15 protein-coding genes are annotated in these 14876 nt (G+C 60.7%); 10 read left to right on the plus strand and 5 right to left on the minus strand.

The features are described from left to right. Nucleotides 1–15: 15 nt before the first annotated feature. From E3T29_RS19075 to E3T29_RS19095, 5 genes are read left to right on the plus strand one after another with little or no spacing between them, the layout of a single operon-like run. Nucleotides 16–1299: an acyl-CoA dehydrogenase family protein gene (locus E3T29_RS19075; protein ID WP_134347051.1), complete on the plus strand. Its 1284-nt coding sequence runs from the start codon at nucleotides 16–18 to the stop codon at nucleotides 1297–1299. Next, entirely contained in the window at nucleotides 1299–2399 is a 1101-nt protein-coding gene (locus E3T29_RS19080) for a phosphotransferase family protein (RefSeq protein ID WP_198417799.1), read from the plus strand. Before E3T29_RS19075 ends, E3T29_RS19080 begins: the two co-directional genes overlap by 1 nt. Before the next feature lie 45 nt (nucleotides 2400–2444). Beyond that, complete coding sequence (locus E3T29_RS19085) at nucleotides 2445–3629, plus strand: thiolase family protein (protein WP_134347053.1); 1185 nt, start codon at nucleotides 2445–2447, stop codon at nucleotides 3627–3629. Between the two features lie 43 nt (nucleotides 3630–3672). Next, complete coding sequence (locus E3T29_RS19090) at nucleotides 3673–3918, plus strand: 3-hydroxyacyl-CoA dehydrogenase family protein (RefSeq protein WP_134347054.1); 246 nt, start codon at nucleotides 3673–3675, stop codon at nucleotides 3916–3918. 33 nt (nucleotides 3919–3951) lie between these two features. After that, complete coding sequence (locus E3T29_RS19095) at nucleotides 3952–5262, plus strand: MFS transporter (RefSeq protein WP_134347055.1); 1311 nt, start codon at nucleotides 3952–3954, stop codon at nucleotides 5260–5262. A gap of 653 nt (nucleotides 5263–5915) precedes the next feature. Here the strand turns inward: E3T29_RS19095 and E3T29_RS19865 are convergent. Genes E3T29_RS19865 through hisD form a run of 4 tightly spaced genes read right to left on the minus strand, consistent with a single transcriptional unit; the run spans nucleotide 5916 to nucleotide 9309 of the window. Beyond that, nucleotides 5916–6158, minus strand: coding sequence for a hypothetical protein (locus E3T29_RS19865; RefSeq protein WP_134378291.1), 243 nt, complete (start codon nucleotides 6156–6158; stop codon nucleotides 5916–5918). 23 nt (nucleotides 6159–6181) lie between these two features. Further along, a complete protein-coding gene (locus E3T29_RS19100) occupies nucleotides 6182–7147 on the minus strand; it encodes a 3-hydroxyacyl-CoA dehydrogenase family protein (protein ID WP_134347056.1) in 966 nt (321 codons plus the stop codon). 58 nt (nucleotides 7148–7205) lie between these two features. Further along, nucleotides 7206–7952 carry an SDR family NAD(P)-dependent oxidoreductase gene (locus E3T29_RS19105; protein WP_134347057.1) on the minus strand — a complete coding sequence of 249 codons (747 nt, stop codon included), beginning with the start codon at nucleotides 7950–7952 and terminating at the stop codon, nucleotides 7206–7208. Nucleotides 7953–7962: 10 nt separating this feature from the next. After that, the gene (gene hisD / locus E3T29_RS19110; RefSeq protein WP_134347058.1) at nucleotides 7963–9309 is read right to left on the minus strand and encodes a histidinol dehydrogenase; all 1347 of its coding nucleotides are present in this window, start codon (nucleotides 9307–9309) and stop codon (nucleotides 7963–7965) included. 212 nt (nucleotides 9310–9521) lie between these two features. On the opposite strand from hisD, the gene E3T29_RS19115 reads away from it, so the two are divergent. From E3T29_RS19115 to E3T29_RS19125, 3 genes are all read left to right on the plus strand, one after another. Beyond that, entirely contained in the window at nucleotides 9522–10886 is a 1365-nt protein-coding gene (locus tag E3T29_RS19115; RefSeq protein ID WP_134347059.1) for an MFS transporter, read from the plus strand. 27 nt (nucleotides 10887–10913) lie between these two features. Further along, on the plus strand, nucleotides 10914–11903 hold the full coding sequence (locus tag E3T29_RS19120) for a LacI family DNA-binding transcriptional regulator (RefSeq protein ID WP_134347060.1): 990 nt from the start codon (nucleotides 10914–10916) through the stop codon (nucleotides 11901–11903). A gap of 794 nt (nucleotides 11904–12697) precedes the next feature. After that, nucleotides 12698–13723: a glycerophosphodiester phosphodiesterase family protein gene (locus E3T29_RS19125; protein ID WP_241987916.1), complete on the plus strand. Its 1026-nt coding sequence runs from the start codon at nucleotides 12698–12700 to the stop codon at nucleotides 13721–13723. A 160-nt stretch (nucleotides 13724–13883) separates the two neighbouring features. Here the strand turns inward: E3T29_RS19125 and E3T29_RS19870 are convergent, their stop codons facing one another. Beyond that, nucleotides 13884–14024 (minus strand): hypothetical protein, encoded by a 141-nt coding sequence (locus E3T29_RS19870; protein WP_166789874.1) that lies wholly within the window; start codon nucleotides 14022–14024, stop codon nucleotides 13884–13886. 357 nt (nucleotides 14025–14381) lie between these two features. Here E3T29_RS19870 and E3T29_RS19130 point away from each other — a divergent pair, with 357 nt between their 5' ends. Next, a complete protein-coding gene (locus E3T29_RS19130) occupies nucleotides 14382–14621 on the plus strand; it encodes a helix-turn-helix domain-containing protein (protein WP_241987917.1) in 240 nt (79 codons plus the stop codon). A gap of 4 nt (nucleotides 14622–14625) precedes the next feature. Beyond that, complete coding sequence (locus E3T29_RS20435; RefSeq protein ID WP_241987918.1) at nucleotides 14626–14814, plus strand: hypothetical protein; 189 nt, start codon at nucleotides 14626–14628, stop codon at nucleotides 14812–14814. Nucleotides 14815–14876 lie beyond the last annotated feature (62 nt).

Here is a 14876-nt window from a genome sequence, read left to right on the forward strand (position 1 = left end):
AAAGGAAATAGAACAATGAGCACCGAGTCACTGCCCGTCGACATCGAAGATTTGCGAATCCGCACCCGCGCATTCATCCGCAGCACGGTCATTCCCGCCGAGCCGAGGCCGGGCGAGCGCCTGAGCCAGTCCACCCGGGACCGGCTACAAGCGGCGGCGAAGGCCGCCAATGTCTTTGCCCCGCACGTCCCTAAGGAATTCGGCGGCCAGGGCGTCCCCATTCAGCACTGGTCCGCAATCTTTCAAGAGGCCGGATATTCCCCGATCGGCGCGTCCGCACTCAACTGCATGGCGCCGGACGAAGGCAATATGCACATGCTAAATCTGATCGCTACGGAGGCGCAGAAACAGCGATACCTTGTACCCCTGGCCGCCGGCACGTCGCGGTCCTGCTTCGGAATGACCGAGCCGCACCCTGGTGCCGGTTCAGATCCGGCCGCCCTGCGAACCGTGGCGACAAAAGTCGACGGTGGATGGTCCATTAATGGTCACAAACGATTCACAAGCGGCGCCGACGGCGCAGCCTTCTGCATCGTGATGGCCCGCACCGAGGCTGTCGGAGACGCCCCGACCGGTGCCACCATGTTCCTGGTCGATCTCGACAACCAAGGCATCCGGCTCGGCGAAAGCATCCACACCATGGACCGTGCCATAGCTGGCGGTCATCCCCACATTTATCTCGATGACTGCTTTGTGGCGGATGACGCGGTACTGGGGGCCGTCGGACTCGGCTTCAGATATGCCCAAGTGCGCCTCGGCCCAGCCCGGCTCACGCACTGCATGCGCTGGCTTGGCCTGGCGCGGCGCTCGCTGGACATCGCCCTCGACCGGATCGAGCGCCGTGAGCTGTTCGGCTCTCCGATGAAGAACCTTGGCCTTGCCCAGGAATTGATTGCCCAATCGGTGATCGATATTGAAACCTCTGACGCCATCATCACTAAGACCGCCGCGCTGCTCGACACGGATCCACGGGCCGGATCCGCGATGTCCTCCATTGCCAAGGTGCACTGCTCGGAAGCGATCTTCCGGGTGGTCGACCGCGCCATCCAGCTCTGCGGTGGCGACGGCGTTTCCGACGCGCTTCCCTTGGCCGCGTACCTGAACGAGGTTCGTCCGTTCCGAATTTACGACGGCGCTAACGAGACCCATAAATGGGCCATCTCCCGGCGCGCCTCGTCGATGAGGAAGCGGGCCGTCGATGCGGGCGAGCCGTACCTGGCCGATGTGCACGGCTTTACTACGGACCGTGGTAATTTGCACACCGCTGATCTCAACACCGAGCTGGCGGAAATTCACTGATGCACACCACTCCCGACGGCGTCGAAGTCGTCGCCAGCCGCACCGATGCGGCACAGTTGGGCTCACCGCCGCTTCTCATTCTGGACGCAGTCGAAGAGTTCATGGATGCTAGGGGCCTCGGTGCCGGCCGGCTGTCCTGGGGTCGGATTGGGGATGGGCAATCCAATATCACCTATCGTCTCCAGCGTGGCAGCGAGGTGTTTGTGTTGCGCCGGGGGCCACGTCCCCCCCTGCCGCGTTCCACCCATGACATGGTCCGTGAGGCGCGAATCCAGCAGCTGGTCAGAAAGCAGGGAGTACCGGTCCCGGAAATCCTCGCTGTCTGCGACGATGAGTCGCTTCTCGGTGTTCCCTTTTACATCATGTCGTTCCTGGGCGGCACCGTCATCACCGATCGAATTCCGAACTACCTCGGTTCCATGACGCAGCGTGAGGCAACCAGCAACGCCGTTGTCGACACCCTGGTGCAGCTGCATCAGGTGGATGTTTCTTCCGGTGAGCTGGCTACGTTCGGGCGTCCGGAAGGCTACCTGAAGCGACAGGTCGAGCGCTTTTCTGCCCTGTGGGAGGTGAACACCACCCGGAATCTGCCCGAGGTCGTCAGCATCGGTGGCTGGCTGGAACGCAATATTCCCACCAGCCAGGCCGCCACAGTGATCCACGGTGACTTCCGAGCCGGCAACCTGATGTTTGAACCGTCGTCCCCGGCACGCGTGATGGCCATCCTGGACTGGGAAATGGCCACGGTGGGTGACCCGTTGGCAGATCTTGGCTATCTCACGGCAACCTATTCGGAACCCGGAAGTTTTCCTACGCCGCTCGAGTTGACCAGCGTGACCCGCGAACCCGGATATCTCTCCCGTGATCAGCTCATTTCGCGGTACCGCGAGCGAATGCATCTGGATCTGGACGCGCTGCCCTGGTACCAGACGCTGGCCCTGTGGAAGGCATCCATTTTCTGCGAAGCCATTTACACCCGCTGGCTCAAGGGTGAACGACCGGGCGACACCGGCTTCGGCCCCTCGCTGGAAGAAGGCATCCCGAGGCTACTGGACGGTGCCCGGCAGTTTGCCGGCGTCGGCTCGACCGTCGCATCCTGAACCCATTCACGCCATTCCCCTGCACGTCATAGAAGCGAGATTGCAGTGTCAGAGCAGAAGATAGTTATCGTTGACGGAGCCAGAACGCCCGTCGGGAAATACAACGGGGCCCTGGCGGCCGTGCCAGCACACCAGCTGGGCGCTATTGCTGCGGCCGCGGCAATGGCGCGCAGCGGCGTTACCGCGGCCGACATCGACGAGGTCATCATGGGCTGCGTCGGCCAAGCCGGTGCGGATGCCTACAACGCCCGCCGCGTCGCTCTGGCAGCCGGCGTGCCCGAGCGCACCCCCGCCTTCACCGTGAATAGGCTCTGCGGCAGCGGTCTGCAGGCCATCTGGTCGGCTGCGCAGCAGCTGCGCTGGGGCGGAGCCGACGTCATCCTGGCCGGCGGCGATGAATCGATGTCCCGGATGCCCTTCCTGGATTACAACGCCCGCGGCAATGCCCGGCTGGGGGACCGCACCCAAGTCGACGGCACACTGGCCATGCTCACCGACCCGTTCAGCGAAAAACACATGGGTGTCACCGCCGAAAACGTAGCCAAAAAATACGGGGTGTCTCGGCGGGAACAGGATGAGTTTGCCTGGGAGAGCCAACGCAGAGCGGGCACCGCGGAAGCCCAGGCGGTATTTCTCGAGGAAATCACGCCGGTTCTGGTTCTCGGGAAGAAGCCGGTGACTGTGACCGTCGATGAGGCACCGCGCCCGGACACTACCCTTGAAACGCTGCAGGGGCTCCGCCCGGCGTTTCAGACGGGGGGCAGCGTGACCGCCGGCAACTCATCGGGAATCAACGATGGCGCCGCGGCCGTAATTTTAATGAAGGACAGCACGGCCCGCGAACGAGGACTCGGTGGCCTGGCCACTCTGGAATATGTCGCGACGGCGGGGATCGATCCGGCGCTGATGGGCTATGCTCCGGCCCTGGCGCTGCGAAAACTCTTTGACGAGACCGGACTCAGTCCGGCAGATATTGAGATCGTCGAGCTTAACGAAGCGTTCGCGGCCCAGTCCGTCGCCGTCATCCGTGACCTGAAACTTGATCCAGAAAAGACCAACCCCTACGGCGGGGCCATCGCCCTGGGCCACCCCATCGGAGCGACCGGCGCCATCCTGACCCTCCGTGCGGCCCGGCATTTGCAGCGCAGCGGCACGGAATATGGCATCGTCACGCTGTGCATCGGCGGCGGTCAGGCACTCGCCGCTCTGATCAGGAGGTACGAGGCATGACGCCTCAAACGGCAATATCGAGGATCGAAACGGTGGGTGTTGTATGAAACTCGGTTGCGGGTATCCCATCGGGCCGCTGGAACTGTCGGATTTCATTGGACTTGACGTGGTCTGCGACGTGGCTGACTCCATTTATGCCGAGTCCAGGGACGCGGCCGTCATTGTTCCGAACAACCTGCGTCGACTGGTCGAAGCAGGACAGCTTGGCCGAAAGACCGGAGCCGGGTTCTACCCGCACGACAAAGTGTCCGGCTTGCGACCCATCGACATCCCGTTTGGGGTGCACTGACGTGAATACCTTGAGGCAAAGGAGCCTTTTCTGATGACCCAGATCGACGAGACCGACAATGACACGGCCAGAGAAACCACCGGCGTCACCGAACGGTCTAAACGGCGGGACCTGATCGCCAGCACTCTCGGCAACGTTCTCGAATGGTATGAGTGGAGCGCCTACGCGGTCTTTGCGCCGTTCATCGCCGCTGCCATGTTCAACCCCGAAGATCCCATCTCCGGACTCCTCTCCACTCTGGGAGTATTTGCCGTCGGCTTCTTAATGCGACCGCTTGGCGGCATCGTCTTCGGCCTTGTCGCCGACCGGCGCGGGCGCAAATTCGTCCTGGTCACGACAATGCTCATGATGGCTGGCGGAAGCCTGGCCATGGCAGTAATGCCGACGTATCAGAACGCCGGCGCCTGGGCGTCATTCCTGCTGCTCATGGTCAGGGTCATACAAGGGTTTGCGCACGGCGGAGAAACCGCGACCGCTTATACCTACGTCGCCGAAATTGCGCCGCGGCGCCATCGCGGACTCTGGGGCAGCGCCGTCTTCATCGCCATCTTCGGCGGGTCTGTATTGGCCTACGGTGTCGCCGGCGGTGTGACCAGCATCATGCCCGACGACAGTGTGGCGGCCTGGGGATGGCGTATCCCGTTCATCCTCGGCGCTTTCCTCGCCCTTGCGGCTCTCTACATGCGACGCAACATGGGTGAGAGCGAGGTCTTCGACGACCACACGGCCGGCACCGAAAAGCCGGCCCCGCTCCCGAAAGCTCAGGTTGCCCGAACAATCGTGCTGATGATCGCCATGACTTCTGGGGTGACAGCGGCTCACTACACCTGGACCTCGTACGCCTCCACTTACGCGATCACCCAGAAAGGCATGGACTCGGGCACCGCCTTCTGGATGACCCTGACGGCCCAATTGATCGCCCTGGCAACCCTGCCACTCTGGGGATGGGTTTCCGACCGAGTCGGTCGGCGCCCGATGATGCTGATCTTCGCCGTTCTCATGATCGCGCTTTCCCTCCCCCTGACTGCCATGATCGATTCGGCGGGATGGACGCTTCTGCTCGCCTCGGCGATCGCTTTAGTGATCGTCGCCATCCCCGGTGCTTTGCTATCGGCCATCCTCTCTGAGAATTTTCCGACCAGAATTCGCACCCGGGCCATCGGTTTCGCCTATTCCATTTCAGTGGCTGTGTTCGGCGGCACCGCTCCCTACTTGAACGCCCTCCTAAACTCGCTGGATATTGGCTGGCTCTCCAGCGTGTACATCATGGTTCTCTGCGCCTGCACGGGGATCGCCTGTTTCATCATGAAGGAAACGAAGGGCATCGACTTGAAAGACGCCTGAAATCTGTCGCCGGCGGTGGTGCGCTTCCATGTCCCACCGCCGACACCTTCTCTAACGGCCACAGTAATTCCCCCTCAACTTATTCCGAAGTGGCGTCTTTCACGTCACTTCACATCATCTTTTCCTATTCGTCCCGCCTGAATGCCCACCATTGACCCACCTGAATCAACCGTGGCGGACCCAATAAATCCACGTAGACTCAGAGATAGTGAACCGCCCGGTTCCCGGCAAATAAAAGGGAATCCGTGAGTTCCCGAGACTTTCGGTCGTGTCCAGAATCGCCCTAATTCTGCAAGGGGTCGCAGGTTCAAATCCTGTTAGCCCGACCTAAGGGCCGTTCACGAAACTCTTCACGAAACGGTCCGGGCGGAACAAAAAGAAATCGCTCTTGCGGCTTCTCAGGAGCGATTTCTTGTTCAACCGGATGTTGCGTGACCCTCTACGGGTCATTTGAGGCGTTTGGCTGCCGGTCTGGTGATTCTGGGCCTTAGTGCGCGTCGGATTGTCCAGAACGCTTGGGGTTTGCGTTTTCGGACGATTCGGGGGCCTCACTAAATCGGCTTAAGTTCTCCAGGCAGGTCCGCCGGTCTCATCGGATGCTGGGGCGCGGTGGCTTTACCTGGCTGCGTCACCCCGGGCGGGTACGTAGCCGTTTAGGCGTTACGCCATTCACGGTCGCGACGCCGAACCAGCGCCACGCCCGGTCCCCCGTAAGTCGGCTTCTTCGCGTCGGCTTTGATCTTGTCGCTCATAAACGCGGCGATCTTGCGGAGGTTGAAGTCGGTGAGCAGGATCGTCACGATGATTCGGGCGGCACCGAATCCGCCGCTGGCGAATCTGGCACAACGGGCTTCCTCGGAACACCTAACAAACGATCCCTTATCGCCTACGACCATTAGGACTCACTCATCAAGTAAATCTAGAGCCCAGGGGCCTTTCCGAGCTCGGCACGCAGCTGGGACAGTCGGGCGTAAGCGTGGTCGCGATATACCAGTAATGCCTCCGTTTCGGCGGCATCGATGTCCAGAATTCCACGACCAGATTTGAGGCCGAGATTTCCGTTCTTGACCATTCTGGTCAGCGATTCCGGAGGAGAAAAGCGATCTCCGTAGGACTTCGCGAGGGTTTCATAGGCCGCTTCATACACGTCAAGCCCCGCCATATCGCCGATGGCGAAGGGCCCGAAGAGAGCCAGCCTAAACCCGAAGGAATTGCTGACGACAGCGTCGATCTGTGCGGGTGTCGCGGTGCCCTCTTCGACGATGCGCATCGCCTCTTTATAGAGCGCGAACTGAAGTCTGTTGGCGACGAATCCCGGCGTGTCTGCCACCCGCGCGGGTATCTTGCCCGACTTGACGATGAGCGCTTCGGCGATGTCTACGGCCTCCGGGGCGGTGCTAGGTCCGGGTATTAGCTCGACGCCAGGAATGAAGGGTGCCGGGTTCATCCAATGCACGCCAAGGAATCGCTCCGGGCTGGCGACGGCCGCGGCCAGTTCACCGATGGGAATCGCCGAGGTGTTGGTGCCGATAATGGCGTCGATTCTCGCACTCTGTGAGATCCGCTGCAGGATGTCCAGTTTGACTCCGAGAGTCTCGGGCGCTGCCTCGGCGATGTAGTCCGCCTCGACCACGGCGTCCTCGATAGAGCCTGCCGCGGAGATGTTCTTCCCGATTGTTGCTGCGGCACCCAAGGGCATCAGGCCCCGGCCTTCAAAATCCTCGGCCTGCCTAATGAGACGGATGCGCGCCTTTTCTGCGGTCTGCCCATCAATGTCAGCCAGTCTGACCGGGTGCCCCCCGAGGGCCAGCACCTGAGCGATGCCGCCTCCCATATAACCCGAGCCGACGACGGCCGTTGTGGAAATGCTAGCTGTGACACTCATGTGTAAACCTTCCAACGGGACAGCCCCGGGTTGTGGCCCGAGGCTGCCTGGATCGTGTCTAGCGGATGGTGTAACCACCGTCGATCGCGATGGTGTGACCGGTGATAAGCGATGCGGCGCCGCTGAGCAGGAATGCGACGGCCCCGACGACGTCCTCAGGCTCTCCAAATCTCCCGATCGGGATCCGACCGAGAAGCTCGGCCGCCCAGTCTGACCGGCTCAGGGTGGATTCGGTCAGTTCCGTGCGCACGAATGTGGGTGCGACGGCATTGACCCGAATCCCGTTTCCCGCCCATTCAAGAGCCAGAATCTTGGTCAGGTGAATGAGTCCGGCCTTGCTCGTGCCATAGGCAGCCCGTTCTTCAATCGCAACGATGCCGGTTTGGGAGGCAATGTTGACGATCGACCCAGCCGTGCCGCTGCTCAGCCAGCTTCTGGCCACAGCGGTCGACAGAAAGAAACTGCCTTTGAGATTCGTGTCGAATACCCTTTCCCAGTCCTGCGGTGACACCTCAATGGCGGGTTTTGGGATATTCACGCCGGCGTTGTTGACCAGCATGTCGATGCCACCGCTGTGCAACTGCAGGGTGGCGACGAACTCCGAAATCGAGTCGGGGTCGGTCATCTCGACGGACAGCGACGGTGTGCCATACCGTTCCGCTATCTGCTGACTTGTCGCCGCATCACGACTCGTCCCGTAGACGGTCGCACCTTGCTCGGCAAGGCCATCGGCAATGGCCCTGCCGAGCCCGCGCCCTGCGCCGGTCACGAGTACACGGTGCCCGTCAAGGCGAAAGTCAACCATCGGACCGGTGCTATTTCTCGAAGGTGTGGGTCGACCACGGGAGCGTCGTGCCGCGGTACTTCGCCGCACGAACGTCACCCGAGCGGGCGTGGCCTTCAAAGCGTTCCACGCGTGCGGCCCGTCCACACAGTTCACCAAAGAAGGCGCTGGATTCGGTGTTCGTGACCTCCTGATAGGTCACGGTACGCAAAAACTTACCCACCCAGAGTCCGCCTGTATAGCGGGCAGCCCCACGGGTCGGCAGAACATGGTTGGTTCCGATCACCTTGTCACCGTACGAGACGCAGGTTCCCTCGCCCAGGAATAGTGCACCGTAGAAATTCATCTTCTCGAGCGCTTCGCGGGGATGCTCCGTGAGAATCTGCACGTGCTCGTATGCGTATTCGTCGGCGAGGGAGTAGGCATCATCGAGGTTTTTGACGACGTGAACAGCGCCCCAGTCCTGCCACGCCGCGGCCGCGTAGTCCCGAGTAGGCATGTCGATCAGCAGGGTGTCGATGTGCTCGATGACCAATCGTGCGAGTACCTCGCTGGTCGTGATCAGTACGGCCGGCGAATCCGGACCGTGTTCTGCCTGAGAAAGGAGGTCAACGGCAACGATGAATGCATCGGCGTGCTCGTCGGCGACAATGAGCACCTCCGTGGGCCCGGCAAAAAGGTCGATGCCCACTTCGCCAAAAAGCTGGCGCTTTGCTTCGGCGACGAACGCATTGCCCGGGCCGGCGAGCATGTTGACCGGCTTGATGGTCTCCGTACCAACGGCCATAGCGGCAATGGCCTGGATGCCGCCGAGGAGGTAGATTTCATCGGCGCCGGCGAGGTGCATGGCGACCACGGTCGCATCCGGAATCTCACCCTTTATCAGCGGAGTGCAGGCGGCCACGCGAGCGACTCCGGCGACCTTGGCGGTGATGATGGTCATGTGAGCGCTGGCCAGCAGCGGATACTTACCACCGGGAATGTAGGCACCGACCGCTTGGATCGGCACATTCTTCTGCCCCAGGAGCACACCGGGCAGGGTCTCGATTTCAAAGTCAGTCAGCGACTCGAGCTGCTTCTGCGCCATGAAGCGCACCTGCCCCTGAACGAACGTGATGTCATCAATGACCTGTTGCGGCACGCGGGCCAAAATTTCGGACAGCTGATCTGCTGTGAGAAGGAACGATTCCGGCGCGTAGTTGTCGAATTTCTTCGAGTACTCCCGCACAGCCTCATCACCCCGGGTACGAACGTCGTTGATGACGTTCTCCACCGTGGCACGCACATCAGGAGTACTGCCGCGGTTCGCACTAGTCTCTGCCGGCGCCTTCAGCAGCTGTGAAGCGACGAATGAACTGGTAGCCGTTTCGACGGTCATGGGAAAACCTTCCATCTACGTTGATGGGCGACACTTTGGGCGCCCGGTTCGAGGCCCAACCGAGCCCGACTCGTTGACGAGTGTATACGTATACATCGCGTCGATCAAGACATTGCACTCGTGCCATGAATACGTATACACTCCTGTCTACGGATGCCGCCACTGTGGCCGTAGCCGGAGGCCGACACGGTCACAGACAAAGGAGTCTCAGTATGAGCGCCCCCGCCACTACAGCTGCACCCCCTGCAACTCCACCCACGGTTGATCCGAAAATGCGTCGCAGGGCTCTGGTCTCGTCGACCCTCGGCACCTGTATTGAGTGGTATGACTTCTACGTGTACGGTGTCGCTGCCGCCATCATCCTGAACGTGCAGTTCTTTCCCAACGCCAGCCCGTTCGTGGGTATCCTGCTATCTTTCAGCACCTACGCCATCGGCTTCGCCGCGCGCCCGATCGGTGGAATTATTTTCGCCCACTACGGTGATCGGCTGGGCCGCAAAAAGATGCTTATGATCACTCTCGGGCTCATGGGCATCGGCACATTTCTGATCGGCGTCCTTCCGACTTACAACACCATCGGCATCGCAGCACCAATCCTGTTGGTGCTGCTGAGGATCGTCCAGGGCATTGGAGTTGGCGGCGAGTGGGGCGGCGCGGCTCTCATGGCTACCGAATTCGCCCCTGCCAAGAGGCGTGGTTTCTTCGGCTCCTGGCCTCAGATCGGCGTCCCGGTCGGCACGCTGCTGGCCAACGGCGCATTCTTCATTATGGGGGGCCTCATCACCCCCGAGGCTTTCATCGCCTGGGGCTGGAGAATACCGTTTCTGATCTCCATCGTGCTCGTCGCAATCTCATTCTATATTCGCAGCAAGGTGGCCGAATCCCCCGTTTTCGAGGAGATCAAGCGCAAGGGCGAGATCGAGAAGCTTCCGGTAGTGAAGGTCATCAAAACGCGACCGCTTATTATTCTCAAGGTTGTCATGATGCGGTTCGCAGAGAACGCTAACTACTACATCTACACGACATTCCTGCTGGCCTATGGCCCCGCGATCTTGCTGGAGAAGAACAGCATTCTCCTCGCCACGATGATTATGGCCGGCCTCGGTGTCTTCTCCATCCCCTTCTGGGGATGGGTTTCCGACCGGTGGGGTCGCCGCTACACCGTCATGGCCGGCGCAGTCACCATGTTAGTAATGGCTTTCCCGTTCTTCTGGGCCGTTCAGACCGGCGATTTTTTCATGGTGCTGCTCGTGCTGATCCTCACCTGCAACATTGGTCGTGACCTGTGCTATTCCGTCGAACCCGCCTACTTCACAGAGCTTTTCGAACCGAAGCTGCGCTACTCTGGAGCCTCGGTTGGCCCGCAGGTTGCGGCGGTTTTCGCCGGCGGGTTCGCGCCGTTGATCGCTACGCTGTTGATCGGGCCGGAGTTTGACCGGTATTGGCTCGTGGCGGTCTACATGGTGCTGACCTCACTCATCACCCTGGCCGGCGCTTTCTGGTCCCCCGAGACGGCGCCGCGGGTGCGACTGCGCCGCGGCCTCTCCGCCGAATATGATCCAATCGCCAACAAGTAATTCTGTAATCTCCTCGAGGAGGACGACGTGATAACCAGCCGAGACGTCGCACAATTAGCCGGTGTGTCCCAGGCGACAGTCTCGCGTGCCATGTCGTCTTCCTCCAGAATCAGCGCTGAGACAAAGGCCAAGGTCCTGGCGGCGATGGAAACCCTGGAGTACGTGCCACACGCCGGGGCGCAGGCGATGAAAACCCAGCGTACGAACACGATCGGCGTCGTCGTTGCCGACATCACAAATCCCTTCTACCCAGAAGTACTCGATGAGTTGACCCGTGAACTCGACGCTGCCGGGTACAGAGTCGTTATTTGGAATGCGGGCGGCGGCAGTCACCATGATGCCCTGCGTGCCATCCGAGAACGAGCCGTGGACGGCGTCATCTTCACGACAGCGACCGAGGACTCTGCTGAGCTGCAAGCCGCGTTGAAGAAGGGCAGCCCGATTGTCTTGATCAACCGCCGCATCGACGGTCTGCAATGTGATCAGGTGACGAGTGACAATCTCTCCGGCGGGGCCGTCGTCGCGGACTACCTGATCCAGCACGGAAAGACTCGGGTTGGCTTCATCGGAGGCAGCGAAAGCGCGAGCACCTCGCGCGATCGCGGTCGGGGATTCATGAACCGGATGACGGAGCACGGTTATCCCGTGCCCGACGACCTTCTTCGTCACGGCGGATTCTCGCACGAGCAAAGCTTTCGGGTTATGCATGAGTTCATCAATCAGGCGAATCCGCCGCAAGCCGTTTTCTGTGCCAACGACCTCATGGCCTTCGGAGCCCTCGATGCGGTGCGCAGTAATGGGCTGACCACCCCTGACGACTTCTGGGTCATCGGGTATGACGACGTTGAAATCGCATCATGGCAATCTTTCGACCTCACCACCGTGCGTCAGCCAAGCCGAGAAATGGCTCGCGTCGGAGCACGCATGCTACTAGATCGCATCAACTCACCGCAGATGACAGCTCAACACGTTGTCTTTCCTTGCGAGCTCATCATCCGCGGAAGCGCTCGGGGCTGAGGCTTCGCTGGCTCAGATCGGTTGTGCTTTACATCCCCGGCAGCTTGAAGACCTTCATTGCCGGCTCCGCGAACACCTAGATGAGTGAGCCCTTATCGGTTGGTTGCGCGCCAACTGCTGAGCCCGATCGGACTTTCCCTGCGTAGGCGCTCCGCCAAGCAATCGGTCTGCTCTCCGCGGTGATCATCGAACTCGCCCCGGATACCCCCGTCCTAGGGCGAGATCACCCGACTGATCGATTCAACCCCGGAACCCCACGGTAAATCCGGAAGACCGTGAAGCGCTCCGACCTAGCCGGGGCACGCCAGCCACCGCTACTGCGCGCGCCACTCCCGCTACTGCCGGGGATTCCGCCTCCACCTGATTTGGACATTAGACGGACTGCCCGTCGTCTGCGGCCTCGCCAACCCAAGGTCGGCAAACGCGAAGCCGCCGAAATCATGCTCCGCCATCAACATCTGATCAACCGGAGCAGGTCATTATCTGAGACACGGCTTCGCCGACGTGAACGTGTCCACTAAGCAATCAACTCCACAACAAAATTGTCTCGAATACTGGGTTGTTCGCCACCTCGGGCTTTACTCGTGGTGCGGAGGTGGCTGTTTGGTGAAGGTAGGCCCGGTGTCAACGTCGGGTGTTCGTTTCTTGAGTGTTCACCTCACGGGCACTCTTTAGCCACCAGATGAGTCTGTCGCAACCCTATGGTTTGTGACGTCACGGCCTATTCCAATTGAGCGGAGCATCCAATGTCCTTACGTCATGTCCTCGCTACGCTGGCCCTTGTGCCTGCCTTAATGGCACCTTTCGCGCTCCCGGCAGCCGCAGCCGACGATTCCGGCGTGCTGCCCCAGAAGTCCCACTTCGATCTGCAGGCCCACCGGGGTGGCATAGGTATGACTACTGAAGAATCGTTGGAGGGGTTCGGCAAGGCCATGCGCCTTGGTGTCTCCACGTTGGAGCTGGACACTCAGATCACCCGGGATGAGAAGGTAGTCGTCAATCACGACCGGCAGATCAGCCCGTTAAAGTGTCGTGACACGGAACCGGTTACGCAGGGCGACCCGATGTACCCGTACGCGGGTAAGTACATCAAAGACCTGACCCTGGCTCAGATCAAGACGATGGATTGCGGCTTCCAGCAGCTACTCGGCTTCCCTGAGCAGGAGCAAATCGCAGGCTTCCGGATGGTCGAGTTGAAAGATGTGCTGAACCTGGTCAAGAGCTACCACGCTAAGCAGATCACCTTGAACATCGAGACCAAGGTTGAGGCCGGCACCCCGGAGCAGACTGCGCCAGTAGGCCTCTTTGTGCGTCGGGTCTTTGAGGAGATTCGCGCGTCGGGTATCGAGGACCAGGTCACCATCCAGTCCTTCGCCTGGGGGGCGCTTAATGAGATGCACAACCTGGCGCCGGAGTGGCCTTTGGTGGCGCTGACCAACCGAGACTTCCTGCAGGTGGGTGAGCCCGGTGCCTCACCGTGGCTCGGCGGAGTCGACGCCGACACCTACGGCGGCGATCTCGTCACGACGGCTGCCGCAGCAATTCCCGGTGGCCTCACTGCGGTGTCACCAAACTACGGGTTCCCCCAGAATGGCACGGTCGCCGACCCCGGCTTTCAGTTCTACCCCGATCAGCAGATGGTGTCTAAGGCACACGCCCGCGGTCTCAAGATCATTCCGTGGACCAGCGATGATCCGGCCACGGTGAAGGAGCTCATGGACCTGGGTGTCGACGGCATCATCACGGACTACCCGAATCGGGTTCGGCAGATCATGGCCGACCGCGGGATGAGACTACCGAAGGCGTACGAGCCGCGCTAACAACTGATCGCGAGAATCAGAGAAGAATCCGTCATGCGTCGAAGGAAAATGGCTTCGGGTTGCGGCAAAGTTCGCGCCCTGCGGCGTTTCGCGAAACGGTCTGGTCGGAACAAAAAGCCATTCACCTGAGGCTCCCGAGGAGCGATTTCTACCTACCTCATCAAGCGACCTCCGCATCGGGATCGAAACTGACATCGAACGCGGTGTCGTAGTCGGCGAGGATCCGCTTCCGCGCGAGGGCGACGGAAGCAGATGCCCACAGCGCGTCACAGAAAATGTCATCGTCTTGCTGTGCTTTCACTCGATGCCCATCACTTACCCACCTGAAACAACCGTGGACCACCAAGAATGTCCGCGTAGAGTGGGATGTAGTGAACCGCCCCGTTCCCTACAAAACCCAGGGAATCCGCGAATTCCCGAGACATTCGGTCACGTCCAGAATCGCCCCGATTCTGCAAGGGGTCGCAGGTTCGAATCCTGTCAGCCCGACCAAAAGTCCCGGAAACTCAAGGGTTTCCGGGACTTTTTAGGTTAAGAAATTGGTCACCCCATCAAAAACCCCTCCGAGATGGCCTTCTGGCCGCTCAGCCGTGCGAGGCGACCACGTCACATTCGGTCCCCTTTGATTGCTTAGGTACGCCGGTCGCACCTACGGAATATGAACACGAACGAAAACAATTCAACCGCCGTCTCGTTGGAACCGCTGATGGATGTCGCCGAGCTGGCGAGCTACCTCGGCATCCCGGTCTCGACCGTCTACGACTGGCGCGTGCACGGCAAGGGGCCGACCGCGTACGGATTCGGCAAGCATCTGAAGTTCGCCATCTCCGACGTGCGCTCCTGGATGGCCCAGCAGCGCGAACCGTCTGGACAGCCCGGTACCCCCGCTCGGCGGTGAACTGATGTCGCGGCCACGTCAGACGATCGGCACCTTCGGCGACATCATCACCCGCATCAGGCCGTCGGGCCAGTTCGAGGCCCGAACCCACTACCGGGATTGGGATGGCCAGTCGCGCCAGGTGCAGGCCACCGGCAGTAGCGCCAAGGCGGCCGAACGCGCGTTGAAGGGCAAGCTAGCTGAGAGGACCTAAGTGCAGCCCACAAACGGTTACCTGACTCCAGACAGCGCATTCACCGACCTGGTGAAGTATTG

The organism is Cryobacterium sp. TMT1-66-1, from assembly GCF_004403435.1.
Classification (GTDB): Bacteria; Actinomycetota; Actinomycetes; order Actinomycetales; family Microbacteriaceae; genus Cryobacterium; species Cryobacterium flavum.